The organism is Bradyrhizobium sp. SZCCHNRI1029 (assembly GCF_032487555.1).
GTDB lineage: Bacteria > Pseudomonadota > Alphaproteobacteria > Rhizobiales > Xanthobacteraceae > Bradyrhizobium.
The window spans coordinates 181,136-201,642 of record NZ_JAUEUK010000007.1 but is presented as its reverse complement, the minus strand read 5'-3'; the positions used below and the strand labels follow the sequence as shown (position 1 = coordinate 201,642).

Annotated in this window: 24 protein-coding genes; 13 read left to right on the top strand and 11 right to left on the bottom strand. The window is 65.8% G+C overall.

Features of this window, described 5'->3' with window-relative positions; genetic code table 11:
• Positions 1-21 precede the first annotated feature (21 nt).
• From QW861_RS21025 to QW861_RS21005, 5 genes are all read left to right on the top strand, one after another.
• Entirely contained in the window at positions 22-879 is an 858-nt protein-coding gene (locus tag QW861_RS21025; RefSeq protein WP_315751289.1) for a cytochrome c oxidase subunit 3, read from the top strand.
• Positions 880-1,045: 166 nt separating this feature from the next.
• Positions 1,046-1,435 carry a DUF983 domain-containing protein gene (locus tag QW861_RS21020; protein WP_315717920.1) on the top strand — a complete coding sequence of 130 codons (390 nt, stop codon included), beginning with the start codon at positions 1,046-1,048 and terminating at the stop codon, positions 1,433-1,435.
• A 205-nt stretch (positions 1,436-1,640) separates the two neighbouring features.
• Positions 1,641-2,402 (top strand): SURF1 family protein, encoded by a 762-nt coding sequence (locus tag QW861_RS21015; protein WP_316170723.1) that lies wholly within the window; start codon positions 1,641-1,643, stop codon positions 2,400-2,402.
• 84 nt (positions 2,403-2,486) lie between these two features.
• The gene (locus QW861_RS21010; RefSeq protein ID WP_315751293.1) at positions 2,487-2,954 is read left to right on the top strand and encodes a MerR family transcriptional regulator; all 468 of its coding nucleotides are present in this window, start codon (positions 2,487-2,489) and stop codon (positions 2,952-2,954) included.
• The gene (locus QW861_RS21005; protein WP_315751295.1) at positions 2,893-3,297 is read left to right on the top strand and encodes a carboxymuconolactone decarboxylase family protein; all 405 of its coding nucleotides are present in this window, start codon (positions 2,893-2,895) and stop codon (positions 3,295-3,297) included. The genes QW861_RS21010 and QW861_RS21005 overlap by 62 nt, the downstream gene beginning before the upstream one ends.
• Before the next feature lie 25 nt (positions 3,298-3,322).
• Here QW861_RS21005 and QW861_RS21000 read toward each other — a convergent pair whose 3' ends face one another.
• The 4 genes from QW861_RS21000 to QW861_RS34045 form a co-directional block, all read right to left on the bottom strand.
• Positions 3,323-3,910: an NAD(P)H-dependent oxidoreductase gene (locus tag QW861_RS21000; RefSeq protein WP_315828026.1), complete on the bottom strand. Its 588-nt coding sequence runs from the start codon at positions 3,908-3,910 to the stop codon at positions 3,323-3,325.
• Positions 3,911-3,996: 86 nt separating this feature from the next.
• Complete coding sequence (locus QW861_RS20995; RefSeq protein ID WP_316172612.1) at positions 3,997-4,830, bottom strand: PhzF family phenazine biosynthesis protein; 834 nt, start codon at positions 4,828-4,830, stop codon at positions 3,997-3,999.
• Positions 4,831-5,097: 267 nt separating this feature from the next.
• On the bottom strand, positions 5,098-5,325 hold the full coding sequence (locus QW861_RS20990; protein WP_315735893.1) for a hypothetical protein: 228 nt from the start codon (positions 5,323-5,325) through the stop codon (positions 5,098-5,100).
• On the bottom strand, positions 5,322-5,489 hold the full coding sequence (locus QW861_RS34045; protein ID WP_409998643.1) for a heavy metal-binding domain-containing protein: 168 nt from the start codon (positions 5,487-5,489) through the stop codon (positions 5,322-5,324). The genes QW861_RS20990 and QW861_RS34045 overlap by 4 nt, the downstream gene beginning before the upstream one ends.
• Before the next feature lie 1,801 nt (positions 5,490-7,290).
• Here QW861_RS34045 and thrC point away from each other — a divergent pair.
• From thrC to QW861_RS20965, 4 genes are all read left to right on the top strand, one after another.
• Positions 7,291-8,706 (top strand): threonine synthase, encoded by a 1,416-nt coding sequence (thrC, locus tag QW861_RS20980; protein WP_315717913.1) that lies wholly within the window; start codon positions 7,291-7,293, stop codon positions 8,704-8,706.
• Positions 8,706-9,995 (top strand): pitrilysin family protein, encoded by a 1,290-nt coding sequence (locus tag QW861_RS20975; protein WP_315751523.1) that lies wholly within the window; start codon positions 8,706-8,708, stop codon positions 9,993-9,995. Before thrC ends, QW861_RS20975 begins: the two co-directional genes overlap by 1 nt.
• Before the next feature lie 114 nt (positions 9,996-10,109).
• Positions 10,110-10,697, top strand: coding sequence for a GNAT family protein (locus tag QW861_RS20970; protein WP_315717912.1), 588 nt, complete (start codon positions 10,110-10,112; stop codon positions 10,695-10,697).
• A gap of 142 nt (positions 10,698-10,839) precedes the next feature.
• The gene (locus tag QW861_RS20965) at positions 10,840-11,457 is read left to right on the top strand and encodes a hypothetical protein (RefSeq protein ID WP_315717956.1); all 618 of its coding nucleotides are present in this window, start codon (positions 10,840-10,842) and stop codon (positions 11,455-11,457) included.
• Positions 11,458-11,564: 107 nt separating this feature from the next.
• On the opposite strand, the gene QW861_RS20960 is transcribed toward QW861_RS20965, so the two are convergent.
• From QW861_RS20960 to QW861_RS20940, 5 genes are all read right to left on the bottom strand, one after another.
• Positions 11,565-12,056, bottom strand: a complete 492-nt coding sequence (locus tag QW861_RS20960) for an ATP F0F1 synthase subunit B (RefSeq protein WP_315717911.1) — start codon at positions 12,054-12,056, stop codon at positions 11,565-11,567.
• Positions 12,056-12,631, bottom strand: a complete 576-nt coding sequence (locus tag QW861_RS20955; RefSeq protein WP_316172613.1) for a F0F1 ATP synthase subunit B' — start codon at positions 12,629-12,631, stop codon at positions 12,056-12,058. The genes QW861_RS20960 and QW861_RS20955 overlap by 1 nt, the downstream gene beginning before the upstream one ends.
• Positions 12,632-12,659: 28 nt before the next feature.
• Entirely contained in the window at positions 12,660-12,887 is a 228-nt protein-coding gene (locus tag QW861_RS20950) for a F0F1 ATP synthase subunit C (RefSeq protein WP_006615622.1), read from the bottom strand.
• 40 nt (positions 12,888-12,927) lie between these two features.
• Positions 12,928-13,671: a F0F1 ATP synthase subunit A gene (locus QW861_RS20945; RefSeq protein WP_315735910.1), complete on the bottom strand. Its 744-nt coding sequence runs from the start codon at positions 13,669-13,671 to the stop codon at positions 12,928-12,930.
• An 87-nt stretch (positions 13,672-13,758) separates the two neighbouring features.
• Positions 13,759-14,136 carry an AtpZ/AtpI family protein gene (locus QW861_RS20940; protein WP_315717908.1) on the bottom strand — a complete coding sequence of 126 codons (378 nt, stop codon included), beginning with the start codon at positions 14,134-14,136 and terminating at the stop codon, positions 13,759-13,761.
• A 284-nt stretch (positions 14,137-14,420) separates the two neighbouring features.
• Here QW861_RS20940 and QW861_RS20935 point away from each other — a divergent pair, with 284 nt between their 5' ends.
• The 3 genes from QW861_RS20935 (at position 14,421) to QW861_RS20925 (ending at position 16,205) form a co-directional block, all read left to right on the top strand.
• Entirely contained in the window at positions 14,421-15,044 is a 624-nt protein-coding gene (locus QW861_RS20935) for a 2-hydroxychromene-2-carboxylate isomerase (protein WP_315751301.1), read from the top strand.
• Between the two features lie 102 nt (positions 15,045-15,146).
• Entirely contained in the window at positions 15,147-15,713 is a 567-nt protein-coding gene (locus tag QW861_RS20930) for a hypothetical protein (RefSeq protein WP_315751303.1), read from the top strand.
• A gap of 24 nt (positions 15,714-15,737) precedes the next feature.
• Positions 15,738-16,205 carry a secondary thiamine-phosphate synthase enzyme YjbQ gene (locus QW861_RS20925; protein WP_316193452.1) on the top strand — a complete coding sequence of 156 codons (468 nt, stop codon included), beginning with the start codon at positions 15,738-15,740 and terminating at the stop codon, positions 16,203-16,205.
• Between the two features lie 107 nt (positions 16,206-16,312).
• On the opposite strand, the gene QW861_RS20920 is transcribed toward QW861_RS20925, so the two are convergent.
• A complete protein-coding gene (locus tag QW861_RS20920; protein WP_316165574.1) occupies positions 16,313-17,983 on the bottom strand; it encodes an MFS transporter in 1,671 nt (556 codons plus the stop codon).
• A gap of 352 nt (positions 17,984-18,335) precedes the next feature.
• Between QW861_RS20920 and QW861_RS20915 the strand changes: the two genes are divergently transcribed.
• Entirely contained in the window at positions 18,336-19,010 is a 675-nt protein-coding gene (locus tag QW861_RS20915) for a response regulator transcription factor (RefSeq protein WP_315717903.1), read from the top strand.
• 1,106 nt (positions 19,011-20,116) lie between these two features.
• Here QW861_RS20915 and QW861_RS20910 read toward each other — a convergent pair.
• Positions 20,117-20,491 (bottom strand): alpha/beta fold hydrolase, encoded by a 375-nt coding sequence (locus QW861_RS20910; RefSeq protein WP_315717902.1) that lies wholly within the window; start codon positions 20,489-20,491, stop codon positions 20,117-20,119.
• Between the last annotated feature and the right edge of the window lie 16 nt (positions 20,492-20,507).

Here is a 20,507-nt window from a genome sequence, read left to right as displayed (position 1 = left end):
CGATCTGGGGAGAGACTTGCCATGGCTGAGGCGCACGCCAAGCATCACGACTACCATCTCGTCGATCCGAGCCCTTGGCCGTTCGTCGGCTCGGTTTCGGCCTTCATCATGGCGTTCGGTGCGATCGGCTGGATGCACAAGATGTTCGGCGCCGCGCCGATCGTGTTCGGCATCGGCACCATCGGCGTGCTCTACACCATGGCGAGCTGGTGGGGCGACGTCATCAAGGAAGCGCAATACAAGGGCGACCACACCCGCGTGGTGCAGCTCCATCACCGCTACGGCATGATCCTGTTCATCGCCTCCGAGGTGATGTTCTTCGTCGCCTGGTTCTGGGCCTATTTCAATGCCGCGCTGTATCCGAACTTCGAGGTGCAGGCCACCCGCGAGGCCCTGTTCGGCGGCGTCTGGCCGCCCAAGGGCATCGAGACCTTCGATCCCTGGCACCTGCCGCTGCTCAACACGCTGATCCTGCTGACCTCGGGCACCACGGTGACCTGGGCGCACCACGCGCTGCTCGAGGGCGACCGCAAGGGCCTGAAATATGGCCTGATCCTCACCATCCTCCTGGGTGCCACCTTCACCTGCGTGCAGGCCTATGAGTACAGCCACGCAACGTTCTCGTTCGCCGGCCACGTCTACGGCTCGACCTTCTTCATGGCGACCGGCTTCCACGGCTTCCACGTCCTGGTCGGCACGATCTTCCTGACCGTCTGCCTGGCGCGCGCCTATGCCGGCCACTTCACGCCCAAGCAGCATCTCGGCTTCGAGTTCGCCGCCTGGTACTGGCACTTCGTCGACGTGGTCTGGCTGTTCCTGTTCATCTGCATCTACGTCTGGGGCCACGGCGCCGAGGCGATGGCCCACGGCGCGCACTGAAGCCGGCGCGCACCGGTTCCGTCGAACGTGCTAAGAAGGGGCGGCCGTCGGGCCGCCCTTTCTCGTTGCAGCGGCGCCCGGCGGTTGATCGAAATGTGATCCGCTCTCGTCGCCTCCGGTTGTATCACCATGAGGCGTCGCGCGGCCGCCCAGGGGGCAAGACACCATGACCACCCATCCGCCCGTCACTTTGGCCCAGACCGTCCTGCGCGGGCTCGCCTGCCGCTGCCCGCGCTGTGGCCAGGGCAAGCTGTTCGACGGCTTCCTCAACCTGCGCAAGCGCTGCGAAGCCTGCGATCTCGACTACGCCTTCATCGACACCGGCGACGGTCCGGCGATCTTCATCATGATGCTCGCCGGCGCCATCGTGGTCGGCGCCGCGCTGATCGTCGAGGTGAAGTATCAGCCGCCGTTCTGGGTCCATGCCGCGCTCTGGGGACCGCTGATCCTGGTGACGACGCTGCTGCCGTTGCGCGCGATGAAGTCGCTGCTGATCGCCCTGCAATTCCACCACAAGGCCGCCCCCGGCCGCCTGGTGGACAAGACGCCGCGATGAGCTGGCGCCTGCGCGTGCGAGTCGCACATCTGAGCGGCGCCGAAGGTGTGCTCCCTCCCCCCTTGTGGGGGAGGGCCGGGGAGGGGGGTAGCCCCAGCGGCAGTCTTTGTTGGGCCACCCCCACCCCCAACCCCTCCCCGCAAGGGGGAGGGGAGCGCACCGTTCGCTCCGGCAAAGCGTTCACCTCGCCGCGGACATCTGCGCAATGACGAGTGCGCCCAGCCGCAAAACGTCCTCCCGCGCCTTCGCCGCCTTCACCGTCGTCATGGTCGCGCTGTTCGCAGGCCTCGGCATCTGGCAATTGCAGCGCCGTGCGGAAAAGCACGCGCTGATCGCAGCGCTCACCGATCGCGTTGCTGCTGCGCCCGCACCGCTGCCGCCACAAGACGAGTGGCGTATGCTCACTCCGGAACGCGACGAATTCCGTCGCGTCAGCTTCACCGCCACCTACGCCGGACTGCCCGATGCGATGGTCTACAGCGCCGGCTCCGCCGTGCGCGAGGACGTCTCCGGGCCGGGCACCTGGGCGTTCCTCCCTGCGCGCTTGCCGTCCGGCGAGACCGTCGTGATCGACGCCGGCTTCGTCGCCAACACGATGCAGGAACGCGCGGTGCAGGACCGCGCCACCGCCAAGCTCGTCACCGGCGAGCCCGTGACCCTGACCGGCTATCTGCGCTTTCCCGAGGCTGCCGGTTTGCTCACCGCCGCCGAGAGCCGCGAAAAGCGGCTGTGGTTCACGCGCGACCATCGCGCGATGGCCAAGACGCTCGGCTGGGGCGAGGTCGCGCCGTTCTACATCGATCTGGAATCGCCGGTGCCCGACAATGGCATTCCCAAGCCCGGCCCGCTGTCGCCGCATCTGCGCGACGAGCACATGCAATACGCGATCACGTGGTTCTCTCTGGCCGCCGCGTTGATCGTCGCGTTCGCGGTGTGGGCGCGGGGTCGGCGCGCAGCGAACCGATGAGCCCGTAGTCCGCGAAACGTCGCTTGACTTAGAGCGCACTCGAACCCGTAGCCTGCGTGGCGTCGTGAATGGGGATAGGGGCGCATGAAGATCGGCGAACTGGCCAGGCAGTCGGGGCTGACGCCCCATACGATCCGCTACTACGAGCGGATCGGGCTGCTGCCCAGGGCCGATCGCGATCATGCCCGCCAGCGGGACTACGACGCATCGATCCTGACCTGGATCGAATTCCTCGGCCGTCTCAAGGCCACGGGAATGCCGATCCGGGACATGCTGCGCTACGCCGAGCTGCGTGCGGGCGGCGCTGCTACGGAGCCGGAACGACGCCGGCTCCTGGAGCGGCATCGCGACGCGGTCCGGGCGCGTGTCGCCAGCCTGCAGGACTGCCTTCTCGTTCTCGACGGCAAGATCGCCGGCTATGCCGGCAGCAGCGAGAGGACGAACGATGATGACGCGATCCACGCCCAACCAGGCCACGACGACGAGCCCGATGCCATCCAGCGCCAACAACGATCAGGATCGGCTGGCGCGCGGCCGGCGCGCGCTCGATAGCATCGACGGCGAGGCCGGCCGCAATGTGATCGCGGCGCTCGCCGACATCGCGCCGGATTTCGCGACCTACGTGATCGAGTTTCCGTTCGGCGACATCTATTCGCGCCCCGGCCTCGATCTGCGCAGCCGCGAGATCGCGACCATCGCAGCGCTGACCGCGCTCGGCAATGCCAGCCCGCAGCTCAAGGTGCACCTCCATGCGGGCCTCAATGTCGGCCTCAGCCGGGCGGAAATCACCGAGGTGATCATGCAGATGGCGGTCTATGCCGGCTTCCCCGCCGCGCTCAACGGCCTGTTCGCGGCCAAGGCGGTGTTCGCGGAAGCGGACGCGAAGCCCGCATGAATTCGGGCGCCCGCGGTGAGCCCAGTCATGACGATGGCTGGGTGTTCTCATCGCCTGCGGACGCGGCCAAGGCCAGTGCGGCGATCGCATCCGCGATGGCCGCACGCATGTCGGGGGCCGCGATGCGACCATCTGCGGTCATTGCCGTCGGCGGCACCGGTACGGCGACGCAAGCCTCATCGACGATCGTCGCGCCCGCGCGCTCCAGCACCCTGCGCAGGTCGGCATGGGCGTCGTGCGCGCCACCATGGGCCGAGCAGTTGATCCAGCCGATCGGCCGTCGATAGAGGCTGCCGGCACTGACGGTCCAATCGATCATGTTCTTGAAGCTGCCCGGCAGCGAGCCCGCATATTCCGGGGTCGACAGCATGACGGCGCGGGCGTCGCCGAGCAGCTTGCGCAAGCGAATGACCGGCTCGGGCAAGGGATCGCAATCGTGGTCGGGATTGAAGTGCGGCAGCTCGCTCAGCCCGACGTAGATCGCCGGCGTGACATCCGCTGGCGCCAGCTCGGCCGCGGCGACGATCGCTGCACGGCAGGCCGAGCGGGCGCGCAGGCTGCCGCTGATCAGAACGATGAGCGATGTGTCCTGCTGCATCTCGGTCGACATCATCACGGCGTGCTCCGCTGGCGAACGAAGCGCTCGTTCTTGCAGCCCGCGCACTATGGCAGCCAAGCGCCCCGGGATTTCAAATCAAATCACGCGTGAATCAACCGGGCTCGCCCGGACACCCGGACCGGCGCGCCTGGAGGGCCGTCGAGATCGACCTGCAGGCAGCAGGGCACGCCCATGTCCTCGCCCTGGCGGATCACGATCGGCCGCTCGGTCGCCCAGGCGAGCTCGCGCAGATAGCCGGCCAGCGCCGCGGCCGCCGCGCCCGTCGCCGGGTCCTCGTAGACGCCGCCGAACGGAAACGGGTTGCGGGCGTGAAACAGCTGCGGCGTCTCGGCGTGCACGAGGGCGAAGGTGCAGAAGCGCTCACGCTGTGCCAGCACCTGGCCTCGAGCGAAGTCGTAGCTGATGGCAGCCAGGCGGCTGCGGTCGCGCAGGGCAATCACTGGATGATCCATGCCGGCGTGAGCGATCACCGGCGGGATCCGCTCGTCGAGTTCGTCTTGCGACAGCCCGAACAGCGCCAGGATCTTGTCGAGCGCCGCAGATGGCAGGGCCCGGGTCAGCGTCGGCGGCGATCGAAACGCCGCGCTCCAGTCGGTCGCCGAATGATGCCCGTCGACAGTGATTTCGGCATGGTTGAGCGTCAGTGCGAACGTGCCGGAGCGCTCGTGCCTCGCCAGCGCCGCGCCGAGCGCAATCGTCGCGTGGCCGCAGAAATCCACCTCGGCCTGCGGCGCGAAATAGCGCACCCGCCATTTGTCGCCGATGGGCGCCGCGAACGCCGTCTCCGAATAGCCGATCTCCGCCGCCGTCGCCTGCATGGTGGCGGCCTCGGGCAGCGCCTCGCAGATGACGACCCCGGCCGGATTGCCGCCGCGTGGGCCGTCGGTGAAGGCTGCGATGTGCTGGATGATCATGGAGGTCTCGCGCTCGATCTCTGTGTTGGCGATGCTAGGCTTTCAGCGCTCGCAAGTGAAGATGTGCAAGACGTGACTCCACGCACCGCTGTCGTCCCTGCGAACGCAGGGACCCATACCGCGGAATCTATCGGTGAAGCGCAACTGCCAGTCGTCGTCCCACCGAAGCCGGTGGTTATGGGTCCCTGCGTTCGCAGGGACGACAGCGGAATGTGACGCGGCTTCCCTGTGTCGTCGGTGCGATGGTCTCCCGCGTTCGACCGCGGTCTACACGGATCGGCCCGCCCTCACATACGCCCGCTCGCCGGTCCGCGGATGAAACCACACGTCCAGCGTCTCGCCGCTGGTGGGATCGACGAAGCGCTCCTCGGTCTTGATCCAGTCCGGGCCTGGCGGCGCCGAGAGCGCATCGCGCTTGTAGCCTCCCTGGCGGAAGACGAACCACACCAGGACGACCGCTGATATGACCGCGAGCCAGAGCACGAGATCGATCACGGCGCGGGTTCGATGACGGCGGCGGTGCCATAGGCGACGATCTCGCTCATGGTCTGGCCGATCTCGGCGCTATCGAAACGCATCATCAGAATGGCGTTGGCGCCCATCGACGTGGCGTTGGAGACGAGCCGGTCGAGCGCATGGCGCCGCGCCTCCTCCAGCATCTGCGTGTACTCGTGGATCTCGCCCCCCGACGATCGAGCGCAGGCTGGCCACCAGATTGCCCCCGAGCCCGCGGCTGCGCACCACCACCCCAAAACACTGCCCCAGCATCCGCACCGTGCGGTAGCCGGTCACGTTTTCCGTCGTTACGACGATCATGGAAGGCTCCTGTTGTGGTCCTATTTGGTCCGAGCGAGCGCTCCTGAGGTTCGAAGTCGCCAAGGTCCGGGCGAGTCCTAACGTTCCGTTGTCGCCCTCCCTCGGCCAAATTCATCGAATCTTACCCCCAGATAGGCTCTGATGATGCGGTGGGGTACCGAGCGTCCGCGTGGGCAGTATCGTCGGGTGAAATCGTGCGCTTTCGAATCTTGCTGAACGGCAAGGACTTCGTTGTTCTGATGGATGGGAAGCCGACCAGGTGCGGCTTCTTCACGACGTGTGTCCTGAATGCGCCGACAGCGGACGTGGCAACCGAACGAGCGATCCGCCGTGTCATGGCCGATCATCGCTGGCGTGATCCTGGTCGAGTTGGAACGGTCGCCGTCCAAGACGTGTATCCGGTCGGTTGGTTCTATCGACGCTTCAATCCGCCATTCGGATACACATTCTATCTCCCAGACGATTCTGGTGGTTGATGTGAAGAGGCCCGTGCTGCGCTCAAGCGGGGCGCGGCATCGAGGTGGCGGCCCTCAAGATCCTGATCCGAGTCGCCCGACGGGCTGTTCGCGGCGGCATGCGCGCGCGCCGGAAGATCGGCATTCGGTTGCGCCGAGAGACTAATTTCGTGAGCCCGCGCAACACGATCACCCGTGTAGTATGGTCTCACGGACATTTTTCTATTTCATTTTTTCCGAAATCATGCTTGTCTATCGCCATCCCGCCTCGTTGCGAGGGGCGTACGCGTCGTCACGGACGTGAGGTGGGGTGCGATGGACGGGTCGGCTGCAACTGACGAGTGCGGCCGGCACGGACGGTGAAGTCGCGTGGTCCTGATACCCCGACGCTGGTATCAAGTTGGCGCTGGTGCCCATGCATCGCGTCGATGACGGTGGCCAACAAGCCCGGTGCACCGAGGAGATCGCGTATAAGTCGTAAGCCATCGCGCAGGGAAGGCCGGGTCGCTCTGGCTGAACCTGTGGTTCCTGCCCCGTGCATTCTTGTTCGCACGGGGGCCGCGGGTGCCAGCCGGCATCCGGTCTTCCCTGCGCCCTCCGATTCGGAGGGAGGTATGCTTGCAAAGCTCGGGCGCTCATCGCGCCGCGAGAACGCTTCTCCACGCACCGCCGTCATTCCGGGGCGCCCGCAGGGCGAGCCGGAATCCATACTCCCGGTCGTGGTTATGGATTCCGGGCTCGCGCTCCGCGCGCCCCGGAATGACGAGGTGGAGAGATCGTGCCGATATCCCATAGTTCGTTCGCGTGCTCGAAGTGCCCGGCCGGAAGCCGCAGGCACCGCCGTCATCCCCGCGCAGGCGGGGATCCGGGACGCCGCGGCGGTGCGGTCGACCGCGGCCGCCGCGGCGTACGGGATCGCCCGGTTGAACCGGGGATGAAAGCGGTGGGGCGGATGGTCCGCTGGACCGGCCCGGGTCAGCCGTTGCGACCCAAGTCCCGTAACCGATGCCCCCTGACCCATGCTCCGTAACGCCGCCGTAACCCGCAGCCGTGACCATCGCTGCGGCAACAACCGGTTTCGCAACAAGGTCAAAACCATTATGGTGCCGGACCATGTTGCCGCAAGGCGGTTCCGATTTCGAATTCAATCAACGGGTTATGGCCTGGTGACGCAGGTCAGGAGAGCGGTTTGACGCGCTATGTTTCGACCCGCGGGGAAGCCCCCGCGCTCACCTTCTGCGATGTGATGCTGACCGGGCTCGCCCGTGACGGCGGCCTGTACGTGCCTGAGACCTGGCCGCAGCTGACGCCCGCGACGATCGCGTCGTTTTTCGGCCGGCCCTATTGGGAGGTCGCCGTCGAGGTCATCAAGCCGTTCGTCGCTGGCGAGATTTCCGACGAAGAGCTCGGCCGCATGGCCAACGAGGCCTATGCGACGTTCCGTCATCCCGCCGTGGTGCCGCTCGACCAGATCGCGCCGCATCAGTTCGTGCTGGAGCTGTTCCACGGCCCGACCTTGGCGTTCAAGGACGTGGCGATGCAGCTGATCTCGCGGCTGATGGACCACGTGCTGGCCAAGCGCGGCGAGCGCACCACGATCGTCGTGGCGACGTCAGGCGATACGGGTGGCGCGGCGGTCGAGGCCTTCGCCGGCCGCGACAATGCCGACCTCATCGTGCTGTTCCCGCATGGCCGCATCTCCGAGGTGCAGCGGCGGATGATGACGACGTCGGGCGCGGCCAACGTCCATGCGCTGGCGATCGAAGGTCATTTCGATGACTGCCAGGCGATCGTGAAGGGCCTGTTCAACCATCACGGCTTCCGCGATTCGGTCAGGCTGTCGGGCGTCAACTCGATCAACTGGGCGCGCGTCGTTGCCCAGGTGGTCTACTACTTCACCTCGGCGGTCGCGATCGGGGCACCCCACCGCGCCGTCGACTTCACCGTGCCCACCGGCAATTTCGGCGACGTCTTCGCCGGCTATGTCGCCAAGCGCATGGGCCTGCCGGTGCGCACGTTGCGCGTCGCGACCAACGTCAACGACATCCTCGCCCGGACGCTGACGACCGGCATCTACGAGGTGCGCGAAGTGCATGCGACGGCTTCGCCCTCGATGGACATCCAGGTGTCGTCGAATTTCGAGCGGCTGTTGTTCGAAGCCGGCGGCCGCGACGCCGGCACCGTGCGGCGGCTGATGGACAGCCTCAAGCAGTCCGGCCGCTTCGTGCTGCCGGATGCCATGCTGGCGGCGATCCGCGCCGATTTCGACGCCGGCCGCGCCGACGAGACCGAGACGGCGGCGGCGATCCGCGCCGCCTTCCGCGAGGCCGGCGATCTCGTCGATCCGCACACGGCGGTGGCGCTGGCGGTGGCCGATCGCGACGGCACCGATCTGTCGGTGCCGAACATCGTTCTGTCGACCGCGCATCCCGCCAAATTCCCCGATGCGGTCGAGGCCGCCTGCGGGATGCGGCCGCATTTGCCGGTGTGGCTCGAAGGGCTGATGAGCAGGCGCGAGGACATCAGGATCATGCGGAACGACCAGGCCGAGGTGGAGAAGTTCATCCGCTCGGTCAGCCGGGCCGCCAAGCAGGGAATTGCATGATGGGCGTGGAAGTCACCAAGCTGCCGACGGGGTTGACGGTCGTCACCGACACGATGCCGCATCTGGAGACGGCGGCGCTCGGGGTCTGGGCCGGCGTCGGCGGCCGCGACGAGAAGCCGGACGAGCACGGCATCTCGCATCTGCTCGAGCACATGGCGTTCAAGGGCACGACCACGCGCAGCGCCCGCGAGATCGTCGAGACCGTCGAGGCGGTCGGCGGCGATCTCAATGCCGGCACCTCGACCGAGACCACGGCCTATTACGCCCGCGTGCTGAAGGCCGACGTGCCGATGGCGCTCGACGTGCTCTCCGACATTCTCGCCAATCCGTCCTTCGTGCCGGAGGAGCTGGAGCGCGAGAAGAACGTGATCGTGCAGGAGATCGGCGCGGCACAGGATACGCCCGACGACGTCGTGTTCGAGCATCTCAACGAGCTCTGCTTCCCGGACCAGCCGATGGGCCGCTCGCTGCTCGGCACCGCCAAGACGCTCGAGGCGTTCGATCGCGACAAGCTGCACGGCTATCTGTCGACGCATTATCGCGGGCCCGACATGGTGGTCGCCGCGGCCGGCGCCGTCGATCATCAGCGCGTGGTCGAAGACGTGACGAAACGATTTGCCAGCTTCAATGGCGGCCCGGCGCCGAAGCCGCTGCCGGCGGCGTTCGGCAAGGGCGGCTCGCGCGTCGTGCATCGCGATCTCGAGCAGGCGCATCTGACGCTCGCGCTCGAAGGCGTGCCGCAGGCCGACCCGTCGCTGTTCTCGCTGCAGGTGTTCACCAACATCCTCGGCGGCGGCATGTCGTCCCGGCTGTTTCAGGAGGTGCGCGAGAACCGGGGGCTCTGCTACTCCGTCTACACGTTCCACGCGCCCTATAGCGACACGGGATTCTTCGGCCTCTACACCGGGACCGATCCGGCCGACGCGCCCGAGATGATGGAGGTCGTGGTCGACATCATCGGCAACGCGGTGGAGACCTTGAGCGAGGCCGAGGTCGCCCGCGCCAAGGCGCAGATGAAAGCCGGGCTGTTGATGGCGCTCGAGAGCTGCAGTGCCCGTGCCGAGCAATTGGCGCGGCATATCCTGGCCTATGGCCGGCCGCAGACGTTGCAGGAGATGGTCGCCAAGATCGAGGCGGTCAGCGTCGAGAGCACGCGCGATGCGGCGCGGGCGCTGCTCGCACGCAGCAAGCCGGCGGTCGTCGCGCTCGGCACCGGCAGGGGTCTGGACACGGCGGTCACTTTCGCCGAAGGTCTGACCGGTTCGAGATCGAAAGCCCAACTGCACTGAACGTGGTGCGGCTCGGTGCGGTCCGCGCATTGCAATCCGCCAGCGCTCGGCATCGGAGATCTGGGGTGGGTCGGAGCAGGCTTCGACCCGGAAAGAGCAGGGGGAGCATCACAGATGGCCCTGTTTCGCTTGCCATCCAACGGACCGGCTGCGCTGGCTCCGCGCGGCCAGGGCCTGCTGTTGCGCGCGCCGCAGATGGCCGATTATGCGCAATGGGCGCGGCTGCGCGAGATCAGCCGCGACTATCTCACGCCCTGGGAGCCGATCTGGCCATCCGATGACCTGACGCGCTCGGGCTTCCGCCGTCGGCTGCGCCGCTATGCCGAGGACATCTCGGCCGACCGCTCCTATCCGTTCATCGTCTTCCGCGAGCAGGACGGCGCCATGCTCGGCGGCATCACGCTCGCCAATGTCCGCCGCGGCATCGTTCAGGCCGGCACCATCGGCTATTGGATGGGGCAGCCGTTCGCGCATCATGGCTACATGACGGCGGCGCTGCGGCTGCTGCTGCCGACCCTGTTCGGCGAGCTCAATCTGCACCGGGTCGAGGCGGCCTGCATCCCGACCAATACGCCGTCGATTCGCGTGCTGGAGAAATGCGGCTTCACCCGCGAGGGCCTGGCGCGTCGCTACCTCTGCATCAACGGGGTCTGGCAGGACCATTACCTCTACGGCCTGTTGCACGAGGATTTCCGGGGGTAGCAATCGTGATCGGGATCGCCGCGGGAGTGGCCGATCGGGGCTGGTTCCGGCCTCTGAAATGGGTATAGACGCCTGGGCTGGGCGACCGAGTTGCCGGGGATATCAGACGATGCGAGAGACGAGCGTGATCAGGGCTGGAACGTTGGCAGCCGTGCTGCTGGCCTTGGGAGCCGCCGGCGCGGCGCCGCCGGCAGCCGCCCAATCGCTGACCGACCGCTTCAAGAGCCTGTTCGGCGGGGGCTCCGACAACAAGGGGCAGGAGAACCTGCCCGCCAGCGGCGGACCGCCGGTCGATCCGACCGAGGGCCTGACCTGTCCGCCGGTCAGCATTCGCGCCGGCGCCTCGACCTACGCCGTGGCCGCGCCCGGCAAGCAGGCCGTTGGCAACGACGTCCGGTTCCAGGCGTCGATCACCAAGACCGCGCGCGAATGCAGTCTCAACGGGGCCGAAATCACCGCCAAGATCGGCATCCAGGGCCGCATCGTTGCCGGCCCCGCGGGCGCGCCGGCGAGCGTCGACATTCCGATGCGCATCGCCGTGGTCCAGGGCGGCATCGGCGAGAAGGTGATCGCGACCAAGTCGTATCGCACCACGGTGCAGATGACCGAGGACGGCAGCGTGCCGTTCACGATCGTCGCCGAGGACATGGTCTATCCGGTGCCGCCGCCCGGCGCCAATGCCGACAATTACGTCTTCTACATCGGCTTCGACCCGCAGGCGCTGACCCCGGAGCGGCCGCACGGCAAGAAGCGGCGGTGACGATTGCCGTAGCGCGAGGCGCTCGCCGGAGAGCGTGAACAGCAAAAGGCCGGTGCGATGGGATCGCACCGGCCTTTTGAAGTTGATGGATGGAGACGGACTGCCGCTCAGTTCAGCTTGCGGCCGACTTCCGCGATGCCTTTGGCGACGAGGTCTTCGCCAAGAGCGCCCTTGACCGACTGCGACAGCACGGTCGCGGCGGCCTGGACGGCGGCCTCCGCCGCAGCGGACCTGACGTCGGCGAGAGCCTGGGCCTCGGCGAGGGCGATCTTGCCCTCGGCGGCCTTGGTGCGACGGGCGACGAAGTCTTCCATCTTGGCCTTGGCCTCCGCCGCGATGCGCTCGGCTTCCGCCTTCGCGCTGGTGACGATCTCCTCGGCCTCGCGTTCGGCGCTGGCGCGGCGGGACTTGTAATCGGCGAGCACTTTGGCCGCCTCTTCCTTGAGCCGCTTGGCCTCCGCCAGCTCGGATCTGATGCGCTCGGAGCGATTGTCGAGCGCCTTCAGGACCGTGCGATGGACACCGAGATAGGCGAACAGGCCCATCAGGATCACGAAGGCAATCGCAACCCAGGTTTCCGGATCAGCGAGCAAATGCATCAGGCTGTTCCCTTCAACGATGCATCGACCGCAGCCTCGACCGTCTTGGCCGCGGGGGCCTTGCCGGTGAGCTGCTTCACGATCGCGCTGGCTGCGTCTGCGGCGATGCCGCGGACATTGCTCATTGCGGTCGTGCGCGTGGTGGCGATGGACTTCTCAGCCGCCGCGAGCTTGGCCGCGAGGCTGTCTTCCAGCGCCATGCGCTCGGCGTCCGAAGAAGCCGCGAGCTTCTCGCGGGTCTCCGCTCCGATCGCCTGGGCACGGGCACGAGCCGTCGCCAGCTCGCTCTCATACGCCTTCATCGCGGCTTCGGATTCATCCTTCAGCCGCTGCGCTTCAGCCAGATCGCCGTCGATCGACTTCTGGCGGGTGTCGATGACGGCCCCGACCTTCGGCAGCGCCACACGCGAAACGATCACGTACAGCGCCACGAAGGCGATCACCAGGGAGACGATCTGGGAGGGAAAGGTTTCCTTCTGGAAGGGAGGGAAACCATGCCCGCCATCGGCCTCAGTATGGGCGCTTGCGGTGCCCTTGGCCTCGCCGCCCTTGGCCTCGCCATGACTTTCAGCCACGGGCTTCTCCTGTCCGGCTCAGGCCGTCTTAGACGGCGTACAGCAGGAGCAGGGCGATCAGCAGCGAGAAGATGCCGAGCGCTTCGGTCACCGCGAAGCCGAAAATCAGGTTGCCGAACTGGCCCTGAGCGGCCGACGGATTGCGCAGAGCGGCCGACAGGTAGTTGCCGAAGATGATGCCGATGCCGGCACCCGCGCCACCCATGCCGATGCAGGCAATGCCCGCGCCAATGTACTTCGCTGCAACCGGATCCATGAAACGAACTCCTTTGAGGGGTTTGGTAGAGAGGGCCGGATCAGTGGCCCGGATGGATAGCATCGTTGAGATAGATGCAGGTGAGGATCGTGAACACGTAGGCCTGGAGGAACGCGACCATCAGCTCGAGGCCGGTCAGCGCGACCGTGAGGCCGAGCGGCAGCAGCGCGCCGACCTTGCCGACGAAGCCGAGCGCGCCGAGCATGGTCACGAAGCTCGCGAACACCTTCAGGGTGACGTGGCCGGCCAGCATGTTGGCGAACAGACGGACGCTGTGCGAGATCGGGCGGGAGAAGAAAGAGATGATTTCGATCACGACCACCAGCGGCAGGATCACCGCGGGGATGCCGGACGGCACGAACAGCTTAAAGAACTTCAGGCCGTTCTTGTAGAAGCCGTAGATGATGACCGTCAGGAACACCAAGAGCGCCAGCGAGAAGGTGACGATGATGTGGCTGGAGACGGTGAAGGTGTAGGGGATGATGCCGACGATGTTCGAGACGAAGATGAACATGAACAGCGAGAACACCAGCGGGAAGAACGTCATGCCGTGCGAGCCGGCGCTGGTTCTGATGGTGTTGGCGACGAATTCGTAGGACAGCTCGACCACCGACTGGAACCGGCCCGGCACGAGCGCGCGCCCGGCGGCCATCATCATGACGGCGATCAGCACGACCGCGAGCAGCATGTACGCGGACGAGTTGGTGAAGGTGATCTCCTGATTGCCGATATGGCCGATCGTGAAGATCTTGTTGAGGTGGAATTGATGGATCGGATCGATCATCCGCGTGGCGTCTCATTGTTCACCGGCCACGCCGGCGCTTTGCAATTCACTCGTTGGTCTTCCGCGCCGAGGTCTTCCGCGCATGCCTCACTGGCGGGGCCTGTCGGGAGCTATGCCTGCGGATCTCACCACGTTCAACACGCCGGCGGCGAAGCCGAGCAGGAAAAACACGATGAATCCGAAGGGCGATGTCGACAGCAAGCGGTCGAAGCCCCATCCAAGCACCGCGCCGACGAGGACACCGGCAATCAACTCGGACGACAGTCGCAGGCCACGCGCCATGGCCGAAGCCCTGGCTGCAGTGTCACCGCTGCCGATTCCAGGTTGATCAGTCCCGATCGAGCGGCCGTCGCGAATTTCGGACAACCGTTGGTCGAGACTTCCGAGCCTTGCGGAAAGCGCAACCTCATCGGGCGACTTGTCGCGATCCTTGTGTCCGCTGCTCTCGTTCGTGTCATCCGCCATGTGCCATCCGCCACGTGTGGAGACCCGACCCGGCCGCGAGTTTCAGGAATTAGCGCCCCATCGCCCTTTAAAGCCGGGCGGACCATACTGACCGCATCCCCCCAAGTCAAGATTGCGTGTTGAACTGTTAGATGCCTGAATTTACACGTTTTCTCGGCTTTTTCGTCAGATCGGTCGCGCGTGTCACCGCGCCGCATCAACAGTGTTGTGTGCGGCTGCGATCTTGCACCTGTCAGTGCCCTCTGATCCGATGTCGCTGACCTCCAACCGGCACGGGAACCCGCATGTCGCGCCAGATCGATTACTATTTCTCGCTGCAGTCGCCATGGGCCTATATCGGCCACCGGCTGTTCCGCGACATCGCCGCGAGCCACGGCGCGACCGTCAACCTCAAACCGGTCATGCTGGTGGATCTGTTCGCCGAGACCGGCGGGCTTCCGCTGGCCAAGCGCCATCCGGCGCGGCAGCGCTATCGCATCGTCGAGCTGAAGCGGTGGCGCGACAAGCGCGATCTCGATTTCCACATCCAGCCGAGCAACTGGCCCTTCAACGCCCGGCTCGCCGACGGCGTCGTCATCGCGGCGCAGCAGGCCAGCCTCGATCCCGAGCCCTATCTGCAGCGCGCCTTCCCGGCCATCTGGGAGCAGCAGCTCAATCTTGCGGATGCCGAGGTGATCGCCGGCTTGGCCGATGCAGCCGGTCTGCCGGGCCGCGATCTCGTGACGCAGGCGGCGACGGACGTGGTCGGGGCGGCCTACGAGCAGAACCGGCAGGACGCGATCGCGGCCGACGTGTTCGGCTCGCCGGCCTATGTGCTGGACGGCGAGATCTTCTGGGGGCAGGACCGCCTCGAGCTGCTGGCGGACGCGTTGAAATCCGGTCGCTCCGCCTATACGTCCGAAGCATAGGTGCGGCCTGTGGCAGGGGATCGCACCTGAGGCAACGTCATGGCCGCGACACAATGTCGGCGTGCATGGCGGCGGTTGCGAATGCGCCTGGGAGAGCCAGCCATGAGTCTCACGAAGCCGTACCGGCCGTCCCTCCTCGCGCTGCTGGCGTTGAGCTGCCTGGGCGGAGAGGCGTTTGCGGTCGAGGACACCGCGCCTGACGGCGACAAGGGACGCTATACGATGTCGACGACATCGGACGGCGTGATCCGGCTCGATACCAAGACCGGTGCGGTCTCGATGTGCAACAACAGCAGTGGATCGGGCTTTGCCTGTTACGCGGTGCCTGATGAGCGCGCCGCGCTGGACGTCGAGATCGGCCGTCTGCAGGCGGAGAATGAAAAGCTCAAGGGCCAGCTCGCGTCGCGCGATCAGAGCATCTCCGGCAAGATTGATGAGCCGCTGCCGAAAGATCAGGCGCTGCCCAAGTCCGATCAGTTGAGGAAAGCCGAACCCAGGACGGGGGACAAGCCGGGTGAATCGAAATCCTCCGATGGAACGCGCAAGCTCGAGATCCCGCTGCCCAGCGACCAGGACATGGACCGCATGATGGGGTTCCTCGAGCAGGCCTGGCGCCGGCTGCTCGACATGGCAACACGGGTGCAGAAGGACGTCTCGGGCAGGATCTGACCCCGGGGCGAGGAGGTCAGGCAGATGCCGGCAGCATCGATGTCGCGGACGGCGCCGTCGGCCGTCGCCGTCAACACGGTCGTGACGGCGGCCCTGACGGTGCAGACCTCCGGCCGCGGCTTCACCGACCTGACGCGCGAGGTCGCGGCGTTCCTGCGCGAGGTCCGTGCGAAGGAAGGGGTGGTGACCGCGTTCATCCGCCACACCTCGGCGTCGCTGACGATCCAGGAGAATGCCGATCCCACCGTGCTGCACGATCTCACCACGGCGCTGGCGCGGCTGGCGCCGGAGGATGCCGGCTGGATGCACGACACCGAGGGGCCGGACGACATGCCGGCTCACATCAAGACCCTGCTGAGCTCGGTGTCGCTGCAGGTGCCGGTGAGCGACGGTCGCATGCTGCTCGGCACCTGGCAGGCTCTCTATCTGATCGAGCATCGGTCTCGTCCGCATCGGCGCGAGGTGGTGTTGCAGTTCATCGGGGCGGTCTGACCGGCAAAAAGAGCAAACGCCTGGCCTGAAATGCGGAACGGCCGCGGAGTGATCCGCGGCCGTTCGTCGGAAGGGATGCGAGCGGATGGGGCCGCTCGCAACACGGGTCACTTCGCCTGGATGTCGACGTCCTTGGTTTCCGGCAGGAACAGGAAGCCGACCACCGCAGTGATCACGGCGAAGAAGATCGGGTACCACAGGCCGGCATAGATATCGCCGGTCGAGGCCACGATCGCGAAGGCGGTTGCGGGCAGGAGGCCGCCGAACCAGCCGTTGCCGATGTGATACGGCAGCGACATCGAGGTGTAGCGGATCTTGGTCGGGAACAGCTCGACCAGCATCGCGGCGATCGGGCCGTACACCATGGTGACGAAGATCACCAGGATGAACAGCAGACCGATGATGGCAGCGACCTGCGGACGGAAGATGTCGAAGGGATGCGCCATCTTGACGATGCCGGCATCACCCGCCTTCGGATAGCCGGCCTCGCCGATCGCGGCCGTCAGCGCCGGGTTGCTGGTCTTCGCGTCGGTGTAGGGCACTTCCTTGCCGTTGAAGGTGACCTTCACGCCGGAGCCGGCCGGGCCATAAACCGTCGAGTACCTGACCGAGGACTGGGCCAGGAAGGCGCGGGCGGTGTCGCAAGGCGCGGTGAAGACGCGGGTGCCGACCGGGTTGAACAGATCGCCGCAGCCGGCGGGATCAGCCACCACTTCCACCTTCGTCGCCTCGATCGCCTTCTCCAGCGCCGGGTTGGCGTTGGTGGTGATCATCTTGAAGATCGGGAAGAAGGTCAGTGCCGCGATCAGGCAGCCGCCCATGATGATCGGCTTGCGGCCGATCTTGTCGGACAGCATGCCGAACACGATGAAGAAGCCGGTGCCGAGCAGCAGCGACCAGGCGATCAGCAGGTTGGCGGTGTAGCCATCGACCTTCAGGATCGATTGCAGGAAGAACAGCGCGTAGAACTGGCCGGTGTACCAGACCACGCCCTGGCCCATCGTGGCGCCGATCAGCGCCAGCAACACGATCTTGGCGTTGCCCCAGTTCGCGAACGCTTCCGTCAGCGGCGCCTTCGAGCTCTTGCCCTCGTCCTTCATCTTCTGGAACACGGGCGATTCGTTCAGGCGCAGACGGATCCAGACGGAGACGCCGAGCAGCAGCACGGAGACCAGGAACGGAATGCGCCAGCCCCATTTGGCGAAGTCGGCCTCGCCGATGATGGTGCGGGTGAACAGGATGACCAGCAGCGACAGGAACAGGCCCATCGTCGCCGTCGTCTGGATGAAGGAGGTGTAGTAGCCGCGCTTGCCCATCGGGGCGTGCTCGGCGACATAGGTCGCGGCGCCGCCATACTCGCCGCCGAGCGCGAGGCCCTGCAGCAGGCGCAGGCCGATCAGGATCACCGGTGCCGCGAAGCCGATGGTCTCGGCGTTCGGCAGCAGGCCGACGATGAAGGTCGACAGGCCCATGATCAGGATCGTGACCAGGAAGGTGTATTTGCGGCCGACGATGTCGCCGATGCGGCCGAACACGATCGCGCCGAACGGGCGGACCAGGAAGCCGGCGGCGAACGCGAGCAGTGCGAAAATGTCGCGGGTGGCTGCCGGATAGCCGCTGAAGAACTGCGCGCCGATGATCGAGGCCAGCGACCCGTAAAGATAGAAGTCGTACCACTCGAAGACGGTGCCGAGAGAGGAGGCCAGAATGACGAAGCGTTCGTCCTTCGTCATGCCTCCCGATCTCGCTTGTGTGGCTACCATTGTTGACATCGGCATTCGCTCCCCATGATTGTTGTGATGATGGCTTTCGCCTCCGCATGCCGGACTTGGACGGCGCAGGTCGCGGAGACCTTGCTCTTCAGTAACATTGCAGTGAAACCCGCCCCAATACGACTTTCGGCTCTGCCCTCTGCGGCGCGCGGGAAAGATGGGGACATTGCGCCGGATCAAGTTCGGTGAGCGGCCGTCGCGCTATCGATGTTGCGTTGCACAAGGTTCGGATTAACCGCCTTCCCTGCAAGTGGAATTGGACGCTTGCATGCAACCGGTGGCCGGGCGAGTATTTCCGGAAAACCGGGCGCGTGCAGTTGCAGCACGTCGTCGGTCTCGCAAGGTCAAGTCTGGATTCATGGCGGCTGCCAGCACCCATCTCGTCATTGCCGATGATCACCCGCTGTTCCGCAACGCTTTGCGGCAGGCGGTCGCGAGCGTGCTCGCGGAGGCCGTGGTCGACGAGGCCGGTTCGTTCGAGGACCTCACCGCGCTGCTGGAAAAGGATTCCGAGGTCGATCTCGTACTTCTCGACCTCACCATGCCCGGCATCTCCGGCTTCTCGGGCCTGATCTATCTGCGCGCGCAATATCCGGCGATCCCGGTCGTCATCGTGTCGGCGAGCGACGATGGCGCGACGATCCGCCGCTCGCTCGATTTCGGCGCCTCCGGCTTCATCCCGAAGCGGTTCGGCGTCGACACGCTGCGCGATGCCATCAAGAAGGTGATGGACGGCGACGTCTGGGTGCCGCCCGACACGGACTTGGCCGCCGGCGCCGATCCGGAGATGACCAGGCTGCGCGACCGTCTGGTGACGCTGACCCCGCAGCAGGTGCGGGTGCTGATGATGCTGTCGCAGGGGCTGCTCAACAAGCAGATCGCCTACGAGCTCGGTGTCTCCGAGGCGACCATCAAGGCGCATGTGTCGGCGATCCTGCAGAAGCTCGGTGTCGAGAGCCGGACGCAGGCGGTGATTGCGGCGGCGAAGATCGCGGGCAGCGCCTGGCGGCAGGACGCGCCGACGGGGAAGTAAGCGACGGGAAAATCTGGATGAGTCGTCATTCCGGGTTCGGCTCTGCGAGCCGCCCCGGAATGACGACACCCCGCAGCTGTCTGCCGGAGGCGCCATTGGCCGGCGCTTGATGCCGTCTTGCAGTGTATGTGGACAGCGTCCATTCCGCACGCCTTCTGCTTCACTCGCGACACACCTTCACGGCCTCGCGGCGCATCGCGCGTCCGAGCTTTGCCGATCATCCACCCTCTTGAACAGAGGGCGCAGGGAAGGCCGGGCGCTGGCCGCGCCCGTGGCCCGCCTGCAGAAAAAAGCAGGCGGCAGTCACCACAGGTCTGGCCGAACACACCCGGCCCTCCCTGCGCGATGGTTTTGACGGCTGCTCCGAGCTCTCCCCGGGGACCGGCGTTCTTGCCCCCGTCGTCGGCAACATCGTCGTCACCGACTTGGCATCAGCACCGGGATGCCAGGACCACACGGCTTGACCGTGCGCGCCGGATCGTTCGTCGGCAGGACCAAGCCCGCTGCGACCCGACGCGCCCACCGCATCCCGCGCCCCACGTTCGTGACGATCGCGAAGCGCCCCTCATGGCGGGCACGGGACGACTCAAGGGGTAGCACGATTTCGGGGAAAAAGAAAGTCTGTATCTAGGGGGACGCAGAGCAAAGTGCGCAAGCTTCGCTTAGGCCCATCTCCGTGCAAGTCTCCCCAAAGCCACGGTAAGATTCCGCAGGTGTGCCGAGGCGCCCTGCCGCGAGGTTTGCGACGTTGAGTTTTGTTGGACTGTTACCGAGGCCTTCCAGTCTTGTGGAGCAAGTGACGCCTTGTTGGTCCGTACATCAATCCGGTCGGCTAGACCTGATCTTTGAGATCGAGTGTAGCAATCTCCTCCCTCACTTCGTCGCTAAGATAATTGGGATTGACCGTTCGCAGATATCGAAGTGCTTCTACGTCATTGGCCTTGTACTCCAGGCGTCGCTTGTAAAATGTTAGGCGACCTTCGGATTCCGAGATTATCTGACCCCAGGTCTTTACCCAAACTCGAACCTTCGGCTCGTCATACTCGGCCACTAAGCCGCGTGCTTTGCCAGTCTGGCGCGTCTCAATTTCGGTGTCGCGAGTCAAGCTATTCGATATTGCAACGAAGTCCCATTCCACATTGGGAGCCTTGAACCTGTCGTCCGAAGCAACTGCCTTTGCGTACGAGGATCTGCGCGATCAGGCCGCCGAAGGAATGGCCGATGAGGGCGGGGCGCCGGTCGAGTGCGCCCGCGATCGCGGCGAAGTGCGCCGCTACCTCGCCGATGGTTTCGGGCGCGGCGGCGCCACCCATCTCCGCCGGCCAGCCGGGCGCCAACCCGGCGTAGCCGGCGGCGTCGAACAGCTCGACCCACCGATCCCACGAGCCGGGCTTCAGCCACAGGCCGTGGATGAAGATGATCGCGCGCCTTTGCGAGGCGTTGGCCCCGCCGATCGCATCATCGCATGTGTGGGTCGACATGATCGGCGCCCTTCTG